Origin of the sequence: Streptomyces sp. F63, assembly GCF_018070345.1 — a bacterium.
GTDB lineage: Bacteria > Actinomycetota > Actinomycetes > Streptomycetales > Streptomycetaceae > Streptomyces.
The window spans coordinates 25,504-45,673 of the sequence record NZ_JAGPXX010000041.1; the positions used below are offsets into that span (position 1 = coordinate 25,504).

The 20,170-nt window shown below is 73.4% G+C and carries 17 protein-coding genes; 9 read left to right on the forward strand and 8 right to left on the reverse strand.

Features of this window, described 5'->3' with window-relative positions; genetic code table 11:
* Positions 1–73: 73 nt before the first annotated feature.
* From KBZ10_RS26790 to KBZ10_RS29875, 3 genes are all read right to left on the reverse strand, one after another.
* Positions 74–1,714 (reverse strand): alpha/beta hydrolase, encoded by a 1,641-nt coding sequence (locus KBZ10_RS26790; protein ID WP_210990318.1) that lies wholly within the window; start codon positions 1,712–1,714, stop codon positions 74–76.
* Positions 1,715–2,427: 713 nt separating this feature from the next.
* Positions 2,428–2,664, reverse strand: a complete 237-nt coding sequence (locus KBZ10_RS26795) for a hypothetical protein (RefSeq protein WP_210990319.1) — start codon at positions 2,662–2,664, stop codon at positions 2,428–2,430.
* Positions 2,665–2,811: 147 nt separating this feature from the next.
* Complete coding sequence (locus KBZ10_RS29875; RefSeq protein WP_247703042.1) at positions 2,812–4,266, reverse strand: class I SAM-dependent methyltransferase; 1,455 nt, start codon at positions 4,264–4,266, stop codon at positions 2,812–2,814.
* A gap of 112 nt (positions 4,267–4,378) precedes the next feature.
* Between KBZ10_RS29875 and KBZ10_RS30175 the strand changes: the two genes are divergently transcribed.
* From KBZ10_RS30175 to groL, 4 genes are all read left to right on the forward strand, one after another.
* Positions 4,379–5,707 carry a polysaccharide deacetylase family protein gene (locus KBZ10_RS30175; protein WP_282107892.1) on the forward strand — a complete coding sequence of 443 codons (1,329 nt, stop codon included), beginning with the start codon at positions 4,379–4,381 and terminating at the stop codon, positions 5,705–5,707.
* 117 nt (positions 5,708–5,824) lie between these two features.
* Positions 5,825–6,232, forward strand: coding sequence for a VOC family protein (locus KBZ10_RS26815; RefSeq protein ID WP_210990320.1), 408 nt, complete (start codon positions 5,825–5,827; stop codon positions 6,230–6,232).
* A 388-nt stretch (positions 6,233–6,620) separates the two neighbouring features.
* The gene (gene groES, locus KBZ10_RS26820) at positions 6,621–6,929 is read left to right on the forward strand and encodes a co-chaperone GroES (protein WP_210990321.1); all 309 of its coding nucleotides are present in this window, start codon (positions 6,621–6,623) and stop codon (positions 6,927–6,929) included.
* Between the two features lie 94 nt (positions 6,930–7,023).
* Entirely contained in the window at positions 7,024–8,649 is a 1,626-nt protein-coding gene (groL, locus tag KBZ10_RS26825; protein ID WP_210990322.1) for a chaperonin GroEL, read from the forward strand.
* 207 nt (positions 8,650–8,856) lie between these two features.
* Here groL and KBZ10_RS26830 read toward each other — a convergent pair whose 3' ends face one another.
* The 3 genes from KBZ10_RS26830 to KBZ10_RS26840 form a co-directional block, all read right to left on the reverse strand.
* A complete protein-coding gene (locus KBZ10_RS26830) occupies positions 8,857–9,630 on the reverse strand; it encodes an SDR family oxidoreductase (RefSeq protein WP_210990323.1) in 774 nt (257 codons plus the stop codon).
* 257 nt (positions 9,631–9,887) lie between these two features.
* Complete coding sequence (locus KBZ10_RS26835; RefSeq protein ID WP_210990324.1) at positions 9,888–10,577, reverse strand: MOSC domain-containing protein; 690 nt, start codon at positions 10,575–10,577, stop codon at positions 9,888–9,890.
* Between the two features lie 186 nt (positions 10,578–10,763).
* Positions 10,764–11,093 (reverse strand): WhiB family transcriptional regulator, encoded by a 330-nt coding sequence (locus KBZ10_RS26840; protein ID WP_210990325.1) that lies wholly within the window; start codon positions 11,091–11,093, stop codon positions 10,764–10,766.
* 382 nt (positions 11,094–11,475) lie between these two features.
* On the opposite strand from KBZ10_RS26840, the gene KBZ10_RS26845 reads away from it, so the two are divergent.
* The 4 genes from KBZ10_RS26845 to KBZ10_RS26860 all read left to right on the forward strand — a co-directional run bounded on the left by KBZ10_RS26845 (position 11,476) and on the right by KBZ10_RS26860 (position 15,823).
* A complete protein-coding gene (locus KBZ10_RS26845) occupies positions 11,476–12,087 on the forward strand; it encodes a response regulator transcription factor (protein WP_003948568.1) in 612 nt (203 codons plus the stop codon).
* Positions 12,088–12,348: 261 nt separating this feature from the next.
* Positions 12,349–12,954 (forward strand): sigma-70 family RNA polymerase sigma factor, encoded by a 606-nt coding sequence (locus KBZ10_RS26850; RefSeq protein ID WP_019710499.1) that lies wholly within the window; start codon positions 12,349–12,351, stop codon positions 12,952–12,954.
* A gap of 168 nt (positions 12,955–13,122) precedes the next feature.
* Complete coding sequence (guaB, locus tag KBZ10_RS26855) at positions 13,123–14,625, forward strand: IMP dehydrogenase (RefSeq protein ID WP_210990326.1); 1,503 nt, start codon at positions 13,123–13,125, stop codon at positions 14,623–14,625.
* A 73-nt stretch (positions 14,626–14,698) separates the two neighbouring features.
* The gene (locus KBZ10_RS26860) at positions 14,699–15,823 is read left to right on the forward strand and encodes a GuaB3 family IMP dehydrogenase-related protein (protein ID WP_210990327.1); all 1,125 of its coding nucleotides are present in this window, start codon (positions 14,699–14,701) and stop codon (positions 15,821–15,823) included.
* 128 nt (positions 15,824–15,951) lie between these two features.
* On the opposite strand, the gene KBZ10_RS26865 is transcribed toward KBZ10_RS26860, so the two are convergent.
* Together KBZ10_RS26865 and KBZ10_RS26870 are read right to left on the reverse strand one after the other, a co-directional pair.
* Entirely contained in the window at positions 15,952–16,569 is a 618-nt protein-coding gene (locus KBZ10_RS26865) for a hypothetical protein (RefSeq protein ID WP_210990328.1), read from the reverse strand.
* A 167-nt stretch (positions 16,570–16,736) separates the two neighbouring features.
* Positions 16,737–17,999 (reverse strand): nucleotide sugar dehydrogenase, encoded by a 1,263-nt coding sequence (locus tag KBZ10_RS26870; protein ID WP_210990329.1) that lies wholly within the window; start codon positions 17,997–17,999, stop codon positions 16,737–16,739.
* A gap of 206 nt (positions 18,000–18,205) precedes the next feature.
* On the opposite strand from KBZ10_RS26870, the gene KBZ10_RS26875 reads away from it, so the two are divergent.
* Positions 18,206–19,915: a glycerol-3-phosphate dehydrogenase/oxidase gene (locus KBZ10_RS26875; protein WP_210990330.1), complete on the forward strand. Its 1,710-nt coding sequence runs from the start codon at positions 18,206–18,208 to the stop codon at positions 19,913–19,915.
* Positions 19,916–20,170: the final 255 nt, after the last annotated feature.

Consider the following 20,170-nt stretch of genomic DNA (forward strand, 5'->3'; position numbering starts at 1 on the left):
CCGCGGGTGGAACGCGAGGCGCCCCGCCCCGGAGTGGACCGGAGCGGGGCGCCCGTGGCGAGGGCCGGCCGGATCAGCCGAGCGGGCCGAAGGGGCGGGTGTCCTGGCGGCAGACCGTGCCGCGCGGCGGGAGCGCGCCCTTGATGAAGTAGCGGCTCTCGTGGCGCTTCACGCAGTCGCTCGGGTTCATCAGGGCCATGTGCCCGTCGCCCTTGACGGTGAGGAGGCGGGCGTTGGCCAGCTGCCGCGTCATGGCCCGGGAGTTCTCGTAGGGCGTCGTCGGGTCGTTGGTGATGCCGACCGTCAGGATCGGGGCCGTGTAGTGGTCCCACGGGCCGGTGTAGGGGTTCGCCGCGCGGGCGGGCCAGGTGGCGCAGGGCTCGTTGCGCCAGGTCCAGTACGCACCGGGGTCACCGGCGCGGGCCCGGCTGAACCGTTCGATGGCCCGGTACCGCCGGGGATCGCGCGGGTTGGGGCTCTCCCCGCACATCATCGCGTACTGCCACTCGAAGCCGGGGTAGTTGTCGTCCTCGTGCCAGGAGGCGTGCGCCGGTGCGGGCAGCGTCCGGGCGCGGATCCCGGAGCCCGGCCCGGCGGGGGCGCTGTCCTCCCACAGTTCCTGCAGCTTGTCGGCCAGTTCGGTCCAGCCCGGGTCGACGTCGCGGAGCTGTTCGACGGCGAAGGACACGGTCGCGGCGTAGGTCCAGTACCCCTGGGGGTCGTGCCGCAGACGGTGCAGCAGCCGCTCGAACTTGCTGCGGGTGGCCTGCGGGTTGCCCGCGGAGAAGGCGCAGTCGTCCGGGGTGCTGCGGCCGCAGAGGTCCAGGAAGCGGGACAGGCCCTGGGCCGAGGCGAGGTCGAAGTCCTGCCGCAGGAAGGTCGGCAGCCAGGAGCCCCGGCGCACCCACTCCCGCGGGTTGACGTTGCTGTCCAGGGTCATGGCCCGGACCCGCCGCGGGAACAGGTTGGCGTAGGTGGCCCCGGCGAACGTTCCGTAGGAGGTGCCGAGGTAGTTCAGCCGGCGGTCGCCCACGGCCGCCCGCAGCAGGTCCAGGTCACGGGCCGTGTCGGCGGCGGACATGTACCGGATGAGGGCCGGGGCCCGCTTCGCGCAGCGCCGTCCCAGCTCGGCCCAGCCCTTGATCCAGACCCGGCGTTCCCGCGCGCCGACGGGGAAGCCCTCCGGCAGCCTCTCGGCCCAGCGCAGCGCCCGGGCGGTGGAGCGGAAGCACCTCAGCGGCGTGGACTTCCCCGTGCCGCGCAGGTCCCAGCTCACGATGTCGAACCGCTTCCGCACCGCGAGCGGGAAATCGTCGTAGGTCTCCCGGAGCGCCTCCGTGCCGTCAGCTCTCAGACCGGGGTGGTAGAACAACGAGCCGACGCGGCGGTGGGGCTCCACCGCGGGCCGCTTGATGACGGCCAGCTCGATGGTGCGCCCCCAGGGACGCCGGTGGTCCAGCGGGACCCGGGCGGTGGCGCAGTCGTACCGCGGCGCGTGCGTGCAGGGCGCCCAGTCCAGGTGCGGCACGGGTGACGAGCCGGCGCCCGCGCCCCCGCCCGGTCCCGCACCCGCGGGTACGGGTGCCGGTGCGGAGGCCTGGGCCGCCGCGGCGGTGCCGGCCGCGGCGGGCGGGGCGAAGGCGCCGACGGTGCAGGCCAGGGCGGTCGCCGCGGCGAATCTTCGCCAGCGGCGGGGAGGGGTGGCAGGTGGCACGGGGAGGTCCTTTCTGACCGGTGGCGCGGCTGCGCCACCGAGGCCGTCTCACCGCCCCGCGGCACGGCCGGGTCACCGGTGCGCCGGAACCCCGGTCACAGGACTGCGCGGCCGGGAAGCCGGGCGCCCGGGGACAGGGACCGGACGCCGCAGCCGGATGCCGGAGCCGGATGCCGGGCGTTGTACGGCCGGACTTCGCGGAGTGCGCGGCCCGGTGGCCGCCCGGCCGCGGATTCCGGCGCGGGCGACGGGGGTCCGCCCGCCCGGGGGCGATGTCTTCCAGACCGCAGCCTGCATTCCCCCCGCCCGCCGCGCCCGGCGGGCGACCCGTACGGGGGGCCGGTGCGGCCGTACGGGTGGACCCCCGGGGCGTGGGCCGGCGGTGTGGTCACCGGCCGGCCGCTCCGGCGGGGGAGACCCGGTGCGGCAGCCGTGCCGTCAGCCCCAAGTCCCGGGATTCCACGGGCGATTCGGGGTCTCCGGCGGGGGTGCCGCCATACGCCGTGCCGGGTGGGCCGGACCGCCGCCGGATGCCGCCGGGCGAGCGGTGCGCCGGGCGGCCGGGGGCCCCGAGTGACTGCCGGGCGGGCGGGGGCCGAGGGGCCGTCGGTCCGGCCGTGTCCCGTGTGGTGGGGCGATCCCCGGCGTCCGGGCGTCCGGGCGTCCGGACGTGCGGACGCCGGTGCGGCCACCGGGCCGGCTCGCCCGCCCGCTCAGCGGAGGCGGCCGACCGCCCAGAAGGCGGACACCACCACCCCGGTGAACCACGCGGCCATCTCGACGGCCCGGCCCGCGACCGACCGTTCCAGCAGCCCTTCGGACACCGCCTGCCCGGCCATGCCGAACGCACCGGTGCACACGACGCAGACCAGGGCCACGATCGTGATGTCGGCGATCTGGCCGTCCCGCTCGTCCCTGCGGCCCATTCCCGGTTCTCCGTCCCCGCTCATGCATGCATCCGTGTATCCGCACATCCGCACATCCGCACATCCGTACGGTGTCGGGACTCAACACGGGAGGGGGGCATCCCATTCCATCTGTCTCGCCCATTGGACAGAACGGCGCCTCACCAGGGGCGGGAGCCCGGCCGGACCGTCTCAGCGGGGCACCGGCCGGCCGATCAGCATCACCGGCGCTCCGGCCGCGCGGGTGAGGAAGACCGTGGCCGCGTTCGGGCCCCTGGGCTTGATCCGCTTGCGCAGTTCCTCGGGCTCGACCGCCGATCCGCGCTTCTTGACCGTCAGCGTGCCGACCTCGCGTTCGCGCAGCAGCGCCTTGAGCCGCTTGAGGTTGAAGGGGAGGCTGTCGGTGATCTCGTAGGCCGTCGCGTACGGGGTCGGCGTCAGTGTGTCCGCCGTGATGTAGGCGATGGTCGGGTCGATCAGGCGGCCGCCGTCCAGCTCCGCCGCCACGTCCGCCACCAGATGGGCCCGGATCACGGCGCCGTCCGGCTCGTAGAGGTAGCGGCCCACCGGCCCGGCCTCCGGGTCGGGCAGCGCGGCGCCCAGCAGGGACGCGCCGGACGGCAGCAGCGTCGCGCGGCAGGCCCCCGGCTCGACGGGGGGGCCGGTGCCCGCGCGAGTGCCGCTGGTGGTACGGGTGTTGATACCGGTCTCACTGCCGGAGCCGGCACCGGAGCCAGCACCGGAGCCGGCACCGGAGCCGGCACCGGAGCCGGCGGTGACGGGGCTGCCGGTACCGGCACCGGGGCGCCCGCCGGAGGCGCCGGTTCCCGTGCCCGTGCCGAACCAGAGAACCGCCTCCTTCACGTCCCCGCCGTCCGAGATCCACTCCGCCTCGGCGTCCTTCGGCACCGCCTCGTGCGGCACCCCGGGGGCGATCTTCAGCGCCGCGTACGGTGCGCGGCGCGCCGCCCCGATGGCCCAGGAGAGCGGTGGCGAGTACGCCTCCGGATCGAAGACCCGGCCGCGTCCGCCGCGCCGCGCGGGGTCCACGAACACCGCGTCGTACGGCGCCGTGTCCACCTCCGTCACCTCCGCCCGCCGCACCTCGATCAGCCCGCCCAGGCCCAGCGCCTCGGCATTGGCCCGGGCGACCGCGCACGTCAGCGGATCGCGGTCGACCGCGAGCACCGACATCCCGGCCCGCGCCAGCGCGATCGCGTCCCCGCCGATGCCGCAGCACAGGTCCGCCACCCGCCGCACGCCGAGGGCGGAGAGACGGCGCGCACGGTGCGCGGCGACGGATGTGCGGGTCGCCTGCTCGACGCCGTTCGGGGTGAAGTACATCCGGTACGCGTCCCCGGGGCCGAACTTGGCCACCGCGCGCTGCCGCAGCCGCGCCTGGCCCAGCGCGGCCGACACCAGCTCGGCCGGGTGGTCACGGCGCAGCCGGGTGGCGGTCGCCAGTTCACGCGCCGGGTCGTGGTCGCGCAGTGCGCCGAGGAGCGCCCGCCCCTCGTCGGTGAGCAGCGCGGAGAAGGCCGCGACGGCCGGATCGACCGGATCGGCCGGATCGGCGGAACCGGGTGGGGCGGCGAGGTCGGCGGCGGAGTCGGCGGCGGGGTCGTTCACCTGCTCATTGTGGGCCATACGGGGGGGGTGGCGACCGGCGGACGGGGCACCGGAGTTGCGCCGGGTGGAGGCACTGGCAGCATCCGATTTCATGGGAGTTGTACGAAAAACTCACAAAACGATGAGGCTGATGACGGCGCAGACCCGGCGGTCACGGCCCCGCGCCCCCCGGACCTCCGCCCCGTCGGCCCGGCTCCGCTCCGGCCGGCCCCACGGCACCGGCCACTCCCGTGCCCCCGGCCCCGCCCGCGACTGCGGCGGCACCGAGGCCCACCCCGGCCGTGCCGCCCGTCCTCCGGACCCCTCGCCTCCTCCGGACCCCTCGCCTCCTCCGGACCCCTCGCCTCCTCCGGACCCCTCGCCTCCTCCGGACCCCTCGCCTCCCCCGGGCGCCCCGCATCCGCCCGGCGCCCCGGACCCCCGCCCCGGCCACCCCGGCCGGCCCCGCAGGGCGGCCCGGCCCCGTACCGGCCGTACCGCCGCCGCGCTCGTCCTCACCGGGCTCATCGCCGCCGCCTGCGCCCCCTCCGAGGAGCGCCGGCCGGACCCCGGCCCGTCCCACGACGCCCGGAACGCCGCCCCCGACGAGGTTCTCGGCGCGGGTGATCTGCTCTCCGCCCCCGCCCGCGCGCTCGCCGCCCGCGCCGAGCGGCTGCGGCGTGCCCCGGCCGTGCGTCTGGCGGTCGCCCGCCGGTGGGGCCTGCGCTCGGCGCCGCTCGCCCCGCCGCCCCCGCCCGCCGTCAAACCGGCGCTGACCACCCCGGAAGGGCTGCGCCGCGGGCCGCACCGCCCGGAGGACGGACTGCCGCATGTGATCACCCGGGTCCCCACCGACGACCGCGTCATCTTCCTGACCATCGACGACGGCGCCGACAAGGACCCCCGTCTGCTCCGCATGGTCCGGGAGTTGAACGTCCCGGTCAGCGCCTTCCTCACGCACGATCTCGCCCGCGAGGACTACGGCTACTTCCGGAGACTGCGCGACCTGGGCGCCGGAATCCAGAACCACACCCTCACCCACCCCTACCTCCCCGCCCTCCCGTACGAGCGGCAGCGGCGGGAGATCTGCGCCCAGCAGGACAACCTGGAGCGCGAGACCGGCGTACGCCCCACGATGTTCCGCCCGCCCTTCGGCGGCTACGACCGCGGCACCCTGCGCGCCGCCGCGTCGTGCGGGATCAAGGTCGTGCCGCTGTGGAGCGAGGAGGTCTTCCCGGGGCGGACGGAGTACCGCCGGGGGAGGCTGGACGGGCGCTTCCACCCGGGTGACATCGTCCTGACGCACTTCCGCGGACCGTCCCACTGGAAGGGCGACATGCGGGACGTTCTGCGCCGGCTGCTGGACCAGGCCACCGAGGAGGGATTCGCGGTGGCCCTGCTGGAGGACTACATCGAGAGCCCCCCACCCCCGGCACCCGGCGCAGGCAAAGCCCGGGGAACGGCTCGCCGGCACCGATGAGTTCCGCCCGGCCCGCTCGTCCACCCCTGCAGACGGCGCAGACGGCGCAGACCGCGCCGGCCGCACAGCACGGCTCCGCACCGGCGACGGCGCGGACCAGAGAGAAGAGGCGACCCCATGGCCACCACCAGCATCTTCGTCAACCTCCCCGTCAAGGACGTCCAGCGCTCCCGCGCCTTCTTCGGCGCCCTCGGCTACTCCTTCGACGAGCGGTTCTCCGACGAGAAGGCCGCCTGCCTGGTGCTCAAGGAGGACAGCATCTACGCCATGCTGCTCGCCGAGCCGTTCTTCAAGGGATTCACCAAGAAGGAGATCCCGGACACCTCCGGCAGCGCCCAGGTGATCACCGCCCTCGGTGCCGAGAGCCGCGAGGAGGTCGACCGGCTGGTGGACACCGCGCTGGCGTCCGGCGGTTCACCGGCGGGCGACACCATGGAGGAGGGCCCGATGTACGTCCGTTCCTTCCAGGACCCGGACGGGCACCACTGGGAGGCCGTGTACATGGACATGTCCGCGATGGGATGACCGCCGGCGAACCGGCCCGCACGTCCCCGGGCCGCACGCTCCGGCCCGCAGGTTCCGGCCCGCACGTCCCCGGCCCGCAGGTTCCGGCCCGCACGTCCCCGGGCCGGGCGCCCGCCCGGCACCCGTGCGTGCGGCCGTCCGCGCGCCCCCGGGAGTCCCACGCGCCCCGGCGGTCCTCCGGCCGCCCCCGGACCGGACCGCCGGCGCCGCGACTCGTTGGCACTCAGCTTGACCGAGTGCTAACGCCGTCATAGGCTCGGCGCTGGCACTCACCACCGGCGAGTGCCAACACAGCGACGGGCAGGTCCGGCACCCGCGACGACGGATTTACCCGGTCGCCACCTCAGACAGTTAACCCCGTGAGATCTCCGAAGGGGGAGGTCGGATCGTGACGACCGCCAGCTCCAAGGTTGCCATCAAGCCGCTCGAGGACCGCATCGTGGTCCAGCCGCTCGACGCCGAACAGACCACGGCTTCCGGCCTGGTCATCCCGGACACCGCCAAGGAGAAGCCCCAGGAGGGCGTCGTCCTTGCCGTCGGCCCGGGCCGCTTCGAGGAAGGCAACCGTCTTCCGCTCGACGTTTCCGTCGGCGATGTCGTGCTCTACAGCAAGTACGGCGGCACCGAGGTGAAGTACAGCGGCGAGGAGTACCTCGTCCTCTCGGCTCGCGACGTGCTCGCGATCGTCGAGAAGTAATTCACCCCAGCAATTCTGATCTGCGCCCCGGCCATCCCGTGTACTGAACCACCGGGCGCCGGGGCGCGGCTCGTTGAGAGGACTCAGGCAACCCATGGCGAAGATCCTTAAGTTCGACGAGGACGCCCGTCGCGCCCTCGAGCGCGGCGTCAACAAGCTCGCCGACACCGTGAAGGTGACGATCGGCCCCAAGGGCCGCAACGTCGTCATCGACAAGAAGTTCGGCGCTCCGACCATCACCAACGACGGTGTCACCATCGCCCGCGAGGTCGAGGTCGAGGACCCGTACGAGAACCTCGGCGCCCAGCTCGTCAAGGAGGTGGCGACCAAGACCAACGACGTCGCGGGTGACGGCACCACCACCGCCACCGTGCTGGCCCAGGCGCTGATCCGCGAGGGCCTGCGCAACGTCGCCGCCGGTGCCTCCCCGGCCGCCCTGAAGAAGGGCATCGACGCCGCCGTCAAGGCGATGTCGGACGAACTGCTGGCCACCGCCAGCCCGATCGACTCCAAGTCGGACATCGCCGCGGTCGCCGGCCTGTCCGCCCAGGACAAGCAGGTCGGCGAGCTGATCGCCGAGGCGATGGACAAGGTCGGCAAGGACGGTGTCATCACCGTCGAGGAGTCCAACACCTTCGGTCTGGAGCTCGACTTCACCGAGGGCATGGCCTTCGACAAGGGCTACCTCTCGCCGTACATGGTGACCGACCAGGAGCGCATGGAGGCCGTCCTCGACGACCCGTACATCCTGATCCACCAGGGCAAGATCAGCTCCATCCAGGACATGCTGCCGCTGCTGGAGAAGGTCATCCAGGCCGGCTCCTCCAAGCCGCTGCTGATCATCGCGGAGGACGTGGAGGGCGAGGCCCTCTCCACCCTCGTCGTCAACAAGATCCGCGGCACCTTCAACGCCGTCGCCGTCAAGGCGCCCGGCTTCGGCGACCGCCGCAAGGCGATGCTCGGCGACATGGCCACCCTCACCGGTGCCACCGTCATCGCCGAGGAGGTCGGCCTCAAGCTCGACCAGGCCGGTCTGGACGTGCTCGGCTCCGCCCGCCGCGTGACCGTCACCAAGGACGACACCACCATCGTCGACGGTGCCGGCAAGAGCGAGGACGTGCAGGCCCGGGTCGCGCAGATCAAGGCCGAGATCGAGACCACCGACTCCGACTGGGACCGCGAGAAGCTCCAGGAGCGCCTCGCCAAGCTGGCCGGCGGCGTGTGCGTGATCAAGGTCGGCGCCGCGACCGAGGTGGAGCTCAAGGAGAAGAAGCACCGTCTGGAGGACGCCATCTCCGCGACCCGCGCCGCGGTCGAGGAGGGCATCGTCTCCGGTGGCGGTTCCGCGCTGGTCCACGCCGCCAAGGTGCTGGAGGGCTCGCTCGGCAAGGAGCACGACGAGGCCACCGGTGTCGCCGTCGTCCGCCGTGCCGCCGTCGAGCCGCTGCGCTGGATCGCGGAGAACGCCGGCCTGGAGGGCTACGTCATCACCTCCAAGGTCGCCGACCTGGAGAAGGGCAACGGCTTCAACGCCTCGACCGGCGAGTACGGCGACCTGGTCAAGGCCGGCGTCATCGACCCGGTCAAGGTCACCCGCTCCGCCCTGGAGAACGCCGCCTCCATCGCCTCGCTGCTGCTGACGACCGAGACCCTGGTCGTCGAGAAGCCCGCCGAGGAGGAGCCGGAGGCCGCCGGCCACGGCCACGGCCACTCCCACTGACGCGACCGGACACCGGGCCGCCCGCGCCGGGCGGTCCGGACCGGCTCCGGCCGCGCGCAGGGAGCGTACCCAGCGCAGGGAACGCAGGAAGCCGGCGCCCCGCTGGGGGCGCCGGCTTCGGCGGTTCCGGCGGCACGGCCGCGGGCTCCCGGCCCCGGTCGCGTAACGCCCTCGCTCCGTCCCGGGGTTCCGGGTCCGGCGCAGCCGTCACCGCGGGCCGAACTTGCGTCCCGTACGGGTGGAGAGCCCGCCCAGCATGTTGCGCGGCGCGAGCTTCACCAGTCCCGTGAGGGTCTTGTAGCGGGGATCCGGCACGCTCAGCGACTTGCCGCGGTCCAGATCCTTCATCGCGGCCTCGACCAGCCGGTCCGCGTCCAGCCACATCCAGCCGGGGATGTTGTCCGTCCCCATGCCGGCCCGCTCGTGGAACTCCGTCCGCACGAAGCCGGGGCACAGGGCCATCAGGCGCACCCCCGACCCGGCGAGGTCATGGGCCACGCCCTGGGTGAACTGCACGACCCAGGCCTTGCTGGCGCCGTACGTCCCGCGCGGGACGAAGGCCGCCACGGAGGCCACGTTGATCACCCCGCCCCGGCCCCGGTTCCGCATCCCGGCGACGGCCGTGTACGTCAGCCGCAGCACCGCCTCGCAGTGGACCTTGAGCATGGTCAGCTCGTCCTCCACGGGTACGTCGAGGAAGGAGCCGCGGTTGCCGAATCCGGCGTTGTTGACCAGCAGGTCGACCGGGTGTTTCCGGTCCTCCAGCCGGGCTCCCACGGCCGCGATCCCCTGCTCGGTGGAGAGATCGGCGGACAGCACCTCCACCTCGATGCCGTGCCGGTCGTGCAGTTCGGCGGCCTGTTCGCGGAGCCGCTTCTCGTCGCGCGCCACCAGCACCAGATGGTGTCCGTCGGCGGCGAGCCGCCGGGCGAAGGCCGCACCGATGCCCGCCGTGGCTCCCGTAATCAACGCAGTCGTCATACGCGCACGGTATCCGCAAGCCGTCGACGGCCGCCGTGCCGCTCCTCATCTTCCCGGTCCCTGCCCCGCGTCGGCCGCTCCGGGCAGGACACCCCGCGGCCGCAAACCATCTGACGGTAAGTCAGTAAAATTCTCCCGGAGCCCGGGCCGTACGGGCCGTCAGGGCAAGGTCTCGTCCCCCCACCGGCCCGCCGCCCGCCCCACCGGCCCGCCGCCCGCCGCACCGGGGCGGTCCCCGGCGGCCGGTGCCGGCCCGGTCAGCCGACGGCGGTCCGCCGCAGGGCGGTCTCGCGGGACTCCGGGTGCAGGGCGTCGCCCGCGGCGAGGACGCGCGGCAGCAGCGCCGGTTCCAGGGTCAGGGCCCGGAACAGGAAGGACACCGTGACCTCGTGGTCCGGACGGTGTTCGACGGTCACCGCGTCGCCGGCCCGGATGGAGCCGGGCCGGAGGACCCGGAAGTACGCGCCCGGGACGGCGGCCCGCATGAAGGTCTTGATCCAGCCCCGGCCGTCCGCCGTCGGCAGCAGCCCGGCTCCGCCCAGATGCCCGGCGAAGGTGCGGCAGGGGATGCGCGTGCCGCTGACCTCCAGCAGGAGGTCGGGGCCGATCCGCCAGCGCTCGCCGATCAGGGCGCCGTTCACGTCCCCACCGGCGGTGGTCAGGTTCTCGCCGAAGATCCCGTTGGGGAGGGCGCCGCCGAGTTCGGCCTCCCAGCGGTCCAGGTCCTCGCGGGCGTAGGCGTACACCGCCTGGTGCTCGCCGCCGTGGAAGCGCAGATCGCACACCGTGTCCCCGGCGACGCCGCTGCCGCCGGAGCCCCGGGGGCCGGGCGCCGCCACGGCCACCGGCCCCGCCGCGGGCCTCTTGCCGATCCCGGTGAGCCCCTGGGTCTGGTCGGTGTGGCCGGAGCGGCGCGCGCGGCCGGTGTTCACGGAGAGGAGACGCATGGGGACGGAGGGGAGAAGCCGCCCGTGCCCGCGCCCGTGCCGTCGGGCGGGGTCAGGCCGCACCGCCCGCTCGTCTGTCGTACCCGTCGTCATGACCGTCGGCTGCCCCGGCCGGCCCCGGTCAACCACGGCGGCCGGCGCTTCGTCCCCCTCGGCGGCCGTCCCGGCCCGGCAGCCGGACGCGGTTCACCGGGCCGGCTCCTGGTGCCCCGGCGCCTGCCCGGTGGGGACGAGCCGGTTGCGGGCCCTGCCCATCAGTTCCTCCCGTTCGTCCTCGGTCAGCCCGCCCCACACGCCGTAGGGCTCCCGCACCGTCAGGGCGTGCGACGCGCACTCGGAGCGGACGGGGCAGCGCATGCAGACCTCCTTGGCCGAGTTCTCCCGCGCGCTCCGGGCCGCCCCGCGTTCGCCCTCCGGGTGGAAGAAGAGCGAGCTGTCGACCCCGCGGCAGGCAGCCAGCAGCTGCCAGTCCCAGAGATCGGCGTTGGGTCCGGGAAGGCGGGAGAAATCTGCCATGGCTCGTCTCCTCGGGAGGTACCGGTAAGGCTTCGGAGGCCGGGTGGCCACGGCCGGAGGTGCCCGCGACCGCGCGTAGGGGAGTGCCCGCAACCGCACGTTCGATGTGTAACCACCTGAAAATATTACTCATGGAAAATCTAGCCACACTCGTCAGCAAAGCAGCATTAATGCCACCAAATAGGGCATAGTCCGTCCGGAGCCCCTGGTCGGAGCCGGGGGCCGGGGCCCGTAACCCTTTCGGGTGACCATCGTTGAAAGTGCGGAGGCGGTTGACGCCGTGAACGACCGGGCACGGCCCGGTCCGCGGCCGCCGCCCAGGTGACGACTACGTACCAGCCTGGAGGCTCAAGGTGACGCGCATCAGCTGCGGAGGACGGCCATGACATCCGTCCTCGTCTGCGACGATTCCCCGCTTGCCCGAGAGGCGCTGCGCCGGGCGGTAGCGACCGTGCCCGGCGTCGAGCGCGTGACGACGGCCGCCAACGGCGAGGAAGTGCTCCGCCGCTGGGGCGCCGACCGTTCGGACCTGATCCTGATGGACGTGCGGATGCCCGGCCTCGGCGGTGTCGAGACCGTGCGCCGGCTGCTCTCGGCCGACCCCGGCGCCCGGATCATCATGCTCACGGTGGCCGAGGACCTCGACGGCGTCGCCCTCGCGGTGGCCGCGGGCGCCCGCGGCTATCTGCACAAGGACGCCTCCCGCGCCGAACTGCGGGCCACCGTCACCCAGGCGCTCGCCGACCCCACCTGGCGGCTGGCCCCCCGCCGGCTGCGCTCGGCCGAGATGGGCGCCGCCCCCACCCTCACCGCCCGTGAGATCCAGGTGCTGGAAGGCATGAGCCACGGCCGCTCCAACGCCGAGATCGGCCGCGAACTGTTCCTCTCCGAGGACACGGTCAAGACCCATGCCCGCCGGCTGTTCAAGAAGCTCGGAGCCTCCGACCGCGCCCACGCCGTCGCCCTCGGCTTCCGCTGGGGCCTGGTCCGCTAGTGCCGCGACAGCGGGGGAACGCGACGGTCCTCGCCCGTCCCGGGCGGGCGAGGCGGCGCACCGCCGGAACGCCCGGCGAGGGGAGTCACATCCCCGTTTCGCGCGGGCTGCCGCATCCTTGGAGACATGGACTTCCTCGGGGACGGCTCGGTCGGGGGGAGGGCGCGCGACATGACAGCCGGCGCACCTGCTCATAACGCTTCGGTGCACAAGTGCGGAGGCGGTGCGCCGCACGGTCCGGGGCCAAGGCACCATGGACCGATGCGTGACACCGAGAAGCCGGGTTCCCCCGTGGCCGGAGGCGGCCCGGGGGGGATCGGTGCACTCGTCCGGCGCGCGGCCGATGGTGACGAACGGGCCACCGGAGACCTCCTCGCCCAGGTGCACCCGCTCGCCCTGCGCTACTGCCGCACCCGGCTCTCGCGACTGCCCGGCGACGCCCGGCACTTCGTCGACGACCTGGCGCAGGAGGTCTGCCTGGCGGTGCTGTGCGCACTGCCCCGGTACCGCGACACCGGCAGGCCCTTCGAGGCGTTCGTCTTCGCCATCGCCGCGCACAAGGTCGCGGATCTGCAGCGGGCCGCGATGCGCGGCCCCGGCTCCACGGCCGTCCCCTCGGACCAGATGCCGGAGCAGCCGGACGACTCCCTGGGCCCGGAGGAGCGCGCGCTGCTGAGCAGTGACGCCGAATGGGCCAAGAAGCTCCTCGCCAACCTCCCGCACCACCAGCGCGAACTGGTGCTGCTGCGGGTCGCCGTCGGGCTGACCGCCGAGGAGACCGGGCATCTGCTCGGTATGTCGCCGGGGGCCGTGCGGGTCGCCCAGCACCGCGCGCTGAGCCGGCTGCGGGCCCTGGCCGAGCAGTAGGGGCGGCTCCGGGCGGACGGTGCCGCGGCGCCGTCCGTACCCGCTCCCGAGGCGGTGCGCGGACGGTGCGCGGACGGTGCGGGGGTGGTTCCGGCGCGGGGGACGGGGATCCTCCGCAGGCCGTTAGCATGGGGAGTCCGCGCTGGGCAAGAGCACTGGGAAGGTGTCATGACTGACGACGTCGAGGGAACGCCCGAGAAATTCGCGATGCTCGGGCTGACATACGACGATGTGCTCCTGCTGCCGGGCGCCTCCGAGGTGCTCCCGAACGCGGTCGACACCTCGTCCCGGGTCTCGCGCAACGTCCGGGTCAACATCCCGCTGGTCTCCGCCGCGATGGACAAGGTCACCGAGGCGCGGATGGCCATCGCCATGGCCCGGCAGGGCGGCGTGGGCGTGCTGCACCGCAATCTCGCCATCGAGGACCAGGCCAACCAGGTCGACCTGGTCAAGCGCTCGGAGTCCGGCATGGTGACGGACCCGATCACCGTCCGCCCGGACGCCACCCTCCACGAGGCCGACGCGCTCTGCGCCAAGTTCCGGATCAGCGGAGTGCCGGTCACGGACCCGGCGGGCAAGCTGCTCGGCATCGTCACCAACCGCGACATGGCCTTCGAGCTGGACCGCAGCCGCCGGGTCCGCGAGGTCATGACGCCGATGCCGCTGGTCACCGGCACGGTCGGGATCTCCCGCGCGGACGCCATGGAGCTGCTCCGCCGGCACAAGATCGAGAAGCTGCCGCTGGTGGACGGGGCGGGCATCCTCAAGGGCCTCATCACCGTCAAGGACTTCGTCAAGGCCGAGCAGTACCCGAACGCCGCCAAGGACGCCGGGGGCCGGCTGATCGTCGGCGCCGCGGTGGGCGTCGGCGACGAGGCGTACGACCGGGCGCAGGCCCTGGTCGAGGCCGGTGCCGACTTCCTCGTCGTGGACAGCGCGCACGGTCACAGCCGCGGCATCCTCGACATGATCGCCAAGATCAAGTCGAATGTCGAGATCGACGTGGTCGGCGGCAACGTCGCCACCCGTGACGGCGCCCAGGCGCTGATCGACGCGGGCGTGGACGGGGTGAAGGTCGGCGTCGGCCCCGGCTCCATCTGCACCACCCGCGTGGTCGCCGGCATCGGCGTCCCCCAGGTCACCGCGATCCACGAGGCCGCGCGCGCCTGCGGACCGGCCGGCGTCCCCCTGATCGGTGACGGCGGTCTCCAGTACAGCGGCGACATCGCCAAGGCCATCGCGGCCGGCGCCGACTCCGTGATGCTGGGCAGCCTGCTCGCGGGCTGCGAGGAGTCGCCCGGCGAGATGGTGTTCATCAACGGCAAGCAGTTCAAGTCCTACCGGGGCATGGGCTCCCTGGGCGCCATGCAGTCGCGCGGCCAGGCCCGTTCGTACTCCAAGGACCGCTACTTCCAGGACAATGTGCTCTCCGAGGACAAGCTCGTCCCCGAGGGCATCGAGGGCCAGGTGCCCTACCGCGGCCCGCTCGGCTCGGTGGCCCACCAGCTCATCGGCGGGCTCCGCGCCTCCATGGGGTACGTCGGCTCGGCGGACGTCCCCGAGCTCAAGGCGAAGGGCCGCTTCGTGCGGATCACGGCGGCCGGTCTCAAGGAGAGCCACCCGCACGACGTGCAGATGGTGAGCGAGGCGCCGAACTACAGCCGCCGGTAACCGCCGCCGCGCACCGGCGCCCGCACGGGGTCGGCGATACTGGGACGGCAGACCGAACTGGGAAAGGCCAACTGTGACTGAGATCGAGATCGGGCGCGGCAAGCGCGGCCGGAGGGCGTACGCGTTCGACGACATCGCCGTGGTGCCGAGCCGGCGCACCCGCGACCCGAAGGAGGTCTCGATCGCCTGGCAGATCGATGCCTACCGGTTCGAGCTGCCGTTCCTCGCCGCCCCGATGGACTCGGTGGTCTCCCCGGCCACCGCCATCCGGATCGGCGAGCTGGGCGGTCTGGGCGTGCTCAACCTCGAAGGGCTGTGGACCCGCTACGAGGACCCGGAGCCGCTGCTCGCCGAGATCGCCGAGCTGGACGAGCGCACCGCCACCCGCCGGATGCAGGAGATCTACGCGGCCCCGATCCGCGAGGAGCTGATCGGGCAGCGGATCAAGGAGGTGCGCGACTCCGGCGTCATCACCGCCGCCGCGCTGTCCCCGCAGCGCACCGCACAGTTCTCCAAGGCCGTGGTGGACGCCGGCGTCGACATCTTCGTCATCCGCGGCACGACGGTCTCCGCCGAGCACGTGTCGGGCGCCGCCGAGCCGCTCAACCTCAAGCAGTTCATCTACGAGCTCGACGTGCCGGTGATCGTCGGCGGCTGCGCCACGTACACCGCCGCGCTGCACCTGATGCGGACCGGCGCGGCCGGTGTGCTGGTCGGCTTCGGCGGCGGCGCCGCGCACACCACCCGGAACACGCTCGGCATCCAGGTGCCGATGGCCACCGCGGTCGCCGATGTGGCCGCCGCCCGCCGGGACTACCTCGACGAGTCCGGCGGCCGGTACGTCCACGTCATCGCGGACGGCGGCGTCGGCTGGAGCGGCGACCTGCCGAAGGCCGTGGCCTGCGGCGCGGACGCGGTCATGATGGGCTCCCCGCTGGCCCGGGCGGAGGACGCCCCGGGCCGCGGCCACCACTGGGGCATGGAGGCCGTCCACGAGGACGTGCCGCGCGGCAAGGTGATGAACCTGGGCACGGTCGGTTCCACCGAGGAGATCCTGCTGGGCCCCTCGCACACGCCGGACGGCTCGATGAACTTCTTCGGCGCGCTGCGCCGGGCGATGGCCACCACGGGCTACTCGGACCTCAAGGAGTTCCAGCGGGTCGAGGTGACGGTCGCGCCGTCGCGCCACGACCGCTGAGACCGGCCGGGCCGGGCCACCGGGCCGGCCGCCGCTGACACCCCGAAGGCCCGGACCAGCCGCTGGTCCGGGCCTTCGGGATGGTGCCGCGGGGGTCCGGGCGCGCTGCCGCGCCGTCCCCCGGAGGGTCAGCCGAACTTCTTGGTGAGCGAGAAGCCCGCCGCGCCGGAGAGGGCGTAGAAGAGGTAGTCGACGGCCTCCAGGTTCTCCTTCAGGCCCTGGTTGATGTCGCCGAAGTGCTGGGTGAGGATCTCGAAGAAGCCCGGGGCGCCCGGGAAGTCGGCGAAGGCCATGGCGACACCGAAGACCTGGCCGAGGTAGACCCCCAGCAGGCCGAGGGCGATGCCCACGAACGGCAGGACCGGGTTGCGGCCGCCCAGCTTGCCGAGCGCCAGGCCGATCAGCGCGCCGACGCCGACGGCGAGGTAACCGATCTGGACCTCGGCCTCCTTGAGGATGAGGCCGTAGATCACGGAGCCGACGAGCATGAGGACGATCGCGGCGACGATCGCGAGGGCCGCGCTGCCGCCGCGTCCGGGGGGCGGCGGGGGCGGCGGGAATCCACCGGGCATCCCGCCCGGCATCCCGCCGGGCATTCCGCCCGGCTGCGGCTGCTGGGGCGGGTAGCCGTAGCCGCCCTGCGGGGGCACCTGCGGCGGCACACCCTGCTGCGGGGCTCCCGCCGGGGGCTGCTGGGCGTAGGGGTTCTGGCCGGGCTGCTGGTGCTGCCAGGGCTGGCTGCTCATGGGTCCCCCGTGATGACGTTCTGGGAAAGATGGGAAAGCTTGTCCGATGGCCGGAAAGCGCCCCGAGGCTAACAGCCGCCGCGGACGGTCCGGCAGGCCTTTTCCATGTCCGTGACAAGGCTGGGACCTGTCCGGGACGCCCCGGACGCGGACGGGAGGCCGTGCGGTCAGAGGCGGTGCGCCGTGCCCGCCGGGCTCGCGCCGCGGGTGTCCAGCAGCAACCGGGCCTTCACCGCGAGCCCTTGGAGGTCGTAGAAGCGGTGGGGCTGGAGCAGGACCGTCAGGTCGGCGTCGGCCGCGGCCTCGTAGGGGAAGTCGGCGCGGGGCACCGGGCGGCCGAGGACGCTCCACTGCGGCACATGCGGATCGTGGTAGCTCAGCCGGGCGCCCAGCGCCATGAGCCGGGAGGCGATCTCATCGGCGGGTGAGCCGGTCCGGTCGCCCAGGTCCGGCTTGTACGTGACGCCGAGCAGCAGCACCCGGGCGCCGCGGGCGGACTTGCCGTTTTCGTTGAGGAGCATCGCGCAGCGCTGCACCACATAGCGCGGCATCCGGTCGTTGACCTCCTTGGCGAGCTCCACCATCCGCAGCGGATAGCCGAGGCTGCGCCGCCGGTGGGTCAGGTAGGTGGGGTCGACCGGGACGCCGTGGCCGCCGGCCCCGGGGCCCGGCCGGAAGGGCTGGAAGCCGAAGGGCTTGGTCTCGGCGCAGCGGATGACGTCCCACAGGTCGACGCCGATGTCGTGGCAGAAGACCGCCATCTCGTTGGCCAGCGCGATGTTGACGTGCCGGTAGTTGGTCTCCAGGACCTTGACGGCCTCGGCCTCGCGCGGGCCGCGGGCGCGCACCACGCGGTCGGTGACGCGCCCGTAGAAGGCGGCGCCCGCCTCGGTGCAGGCGGGGGTCAGACCGCCGATGACCTTGGGGGTGTTGGCGCAGCCGAAGTCCCGGTTGCCCGGGTCGAGGCGGCTGGGCGCGTACGCGAGGTGGAAGTCGCGGCCGGCGCGCAGCCCGGACCCCTCCTCCAGCAGGGGGCGGAGGTATTCCTCGGTGGTGCCCGGGTAGACGGTCGATTCCAGCAACACGGTGCTGCGGGGCCTGAGGTGGGGGGCGAGGGTGCGGGCGGCCCGGCCGACGGCGCGCAGATCGAGTGCGGAGTCCTCGCCGAGCGGTGTGGGGGCGCAGATGACGGCGGTGCGGACCCGGTCGAGTTCGGCCGGATCGGTGGTGGCACGGAAGCCGGCGGAGAGCATCCGCCGCAGGCCGGCGGCGGTGAGCGAGCCGTCCGCGGGTGGCCGGCCGGCCATGAGGCCGTCGGTGCGGCGGCTGTCGGTGTCGTATCCGACGGTGGCGATGCCGGCCGCCGCGGCGGCCCGGGCGAGGGGGAGCCCCAGCGGGCCGAGACCGATGACGGCGAGGTCTGCGGGCATGGCTGCGGGCCGTCCTTCCCGGGCACATCCGTAGTCGATCCATGCAAGGCTAAGTAAGGCTAAACAGACATATTGCTGATAGTGAGTATTGCCCGTGGGGTGACGGCCCGGTGTTGCCGTGGGAGAACGCTCAGGGTTGCGCGCCCGCCGGGCGGTGAGAATCGCTGGGTGGGGAACGCGCGACCCGACCACGACGGGAGACAGCGGTGAGGACAGCGACACTGGGACCGGCCGAGCGCGCCGAGGCACTCGCCCGGATGGCCGAACACGAACTCGACATTCTGGTGGTGGGCGGGGGAGTGGTCGGCGCGGGCACCGCCCTGGACGCCGCCACCCGCGGTCTGTCGACCGGCCTCGTCGAGGGCCGGGACTGGGCCTCCGGCACCTCCAGCCGGTCCAGCAAACTCATCCACGGCGGACTGCGCTATCTGGAGATGCTCGACTTCGCGCTCGTCCGGGAGGCGCTGAAGGAACGCGGTCTGCTGCTGGAACGGCTCGCCCCGCACCTCGTCAGGCCGGTGCCGTTCCTCTACCCGCTGCGGCGCAAGGGCTTCGAACGCTGGTACGCCGGGATGGGCGTGGCGATGTACGACGCCATGTCCGTCTCCTCCGGACACGGCCGCGGTCTGCCGGTGCACCGTCACCTCAGCCGGGGCCGGGCGCTCCGCGTGGCCCCCGCCCTCCGGAAGGAGTCCCTGGTCGGGGCGTTGCAGTACTACGACGCGCAAGTCGACGACGCCCGCTTCGTGGCCACCCTGGTCCGCACCGCCGCCGCCTACGGCGCCGACGTGGCCAACCGGGCCCGCGTCATCGGCTTCCTGCGCGAGGGCGAACGGGTGGTGGGCGCCCGGGTCCGGGACGTGGAGGCCGGCGGCGAGTACGAGATCCGGGCCCGCCAGGTGGTCAACGCGACCGGCGTCTGGACGGACGACACCCAGGGACTGATCGCGGAGCGCGGCCAGTTCAAGGTCCGCGCCTCCAAGGGCATCCACCTGGTGGTGCCGAAGGACCGCATCCACTCCACCACCGGCCTGATCCTGCGCACCGAGAAGAGCGTCCTCTTCGTCATCCCCTGGGGCCGGCACTGGATCGTCGGCACCACCGACACCGACTGGGACCTGGACAAAGCCCATCCGGCCGCCTCCAGCGCCGACATCGACTACCTGCTGGAGCGGGTCAACTCCGTGCTGGCCGTGCCGCTCACACGGGACGACGTGGAGGGCGTCTACGCCGGGCTGCGACCGCTGCTGGCCGGTGAGTCGGACGCGACGAGCAAGCTGTCCCGGGAGCACACCGTCGCGCATCCGGTGCCGGGGCTGGTCGTCGTCGCCGGCGGCAAGTACACGACGTACCGGGTGATGGCCAAGGACGCCGTGGACGAGGCGGTGCACGGGCTGGATCAGCGCGTCGCGGACTGCGTCACCGAGGACGTCCGGCTGGTGGGCGCCGAGGGCTACCGGGCGATGTGGAACGCGCGCAACCGGCTCGCGGCGCGCACCGGCCTGCACGTCGTCCGCGTCGAACACCTGCTGGGCCGCTACGGCTCTCTGGCCGAGGAGGTCTTCCGGCTCGTCGAGGAGCAGCCGTCGCTGGGCGAACCACTGGCCCGCGCCGACGACTACCTGCGCGCCGAGATCGTCTACGCCGCCTCCCACGAGGGCGCCCGGCACCTGGACGACGTGCTGACCCGCCGGACCCGCATCTCCATCGAGACCTTCGACCGCGGCACGCGCAGCGCCCGGGAGTGCGCCGAGCTGATGGCCCCGGTGCTCGGCTGGGACGAGGGCCAGATCGCCAAGGAGGTCGAGCACTACGAGAAGCGGGTGGAGGCCGAGCGGGAGTCGCAGCGGCAGCCCGACGACCAGACGGCGGACGCGGCCCGGCTGGGCGCACCGGACATCGTGCCGCTGAGCTGAGCTGAGCTGAGCTGAGCTGAGCAGAGCCGAGCCGAGCTGAGCTGAGCAGAGCGGAGCAGAGCGGAGCCGAGCCGAGCAGAGTTCGGCGCCCGGCACCGCGGGTCACCCGCTCCGCCGGTCCACGGTCTCCCCCAGCGGTGGACGGGGCCTCCCCACGCCGCCGGACAGGGGCCCCTCAGTGCGCGGGAACGGCCGCCGTCCGCCCCGCCGCGCACACCCCCGAGCGGACAGGGCGGCCAGTCCTTACGAGAGAAT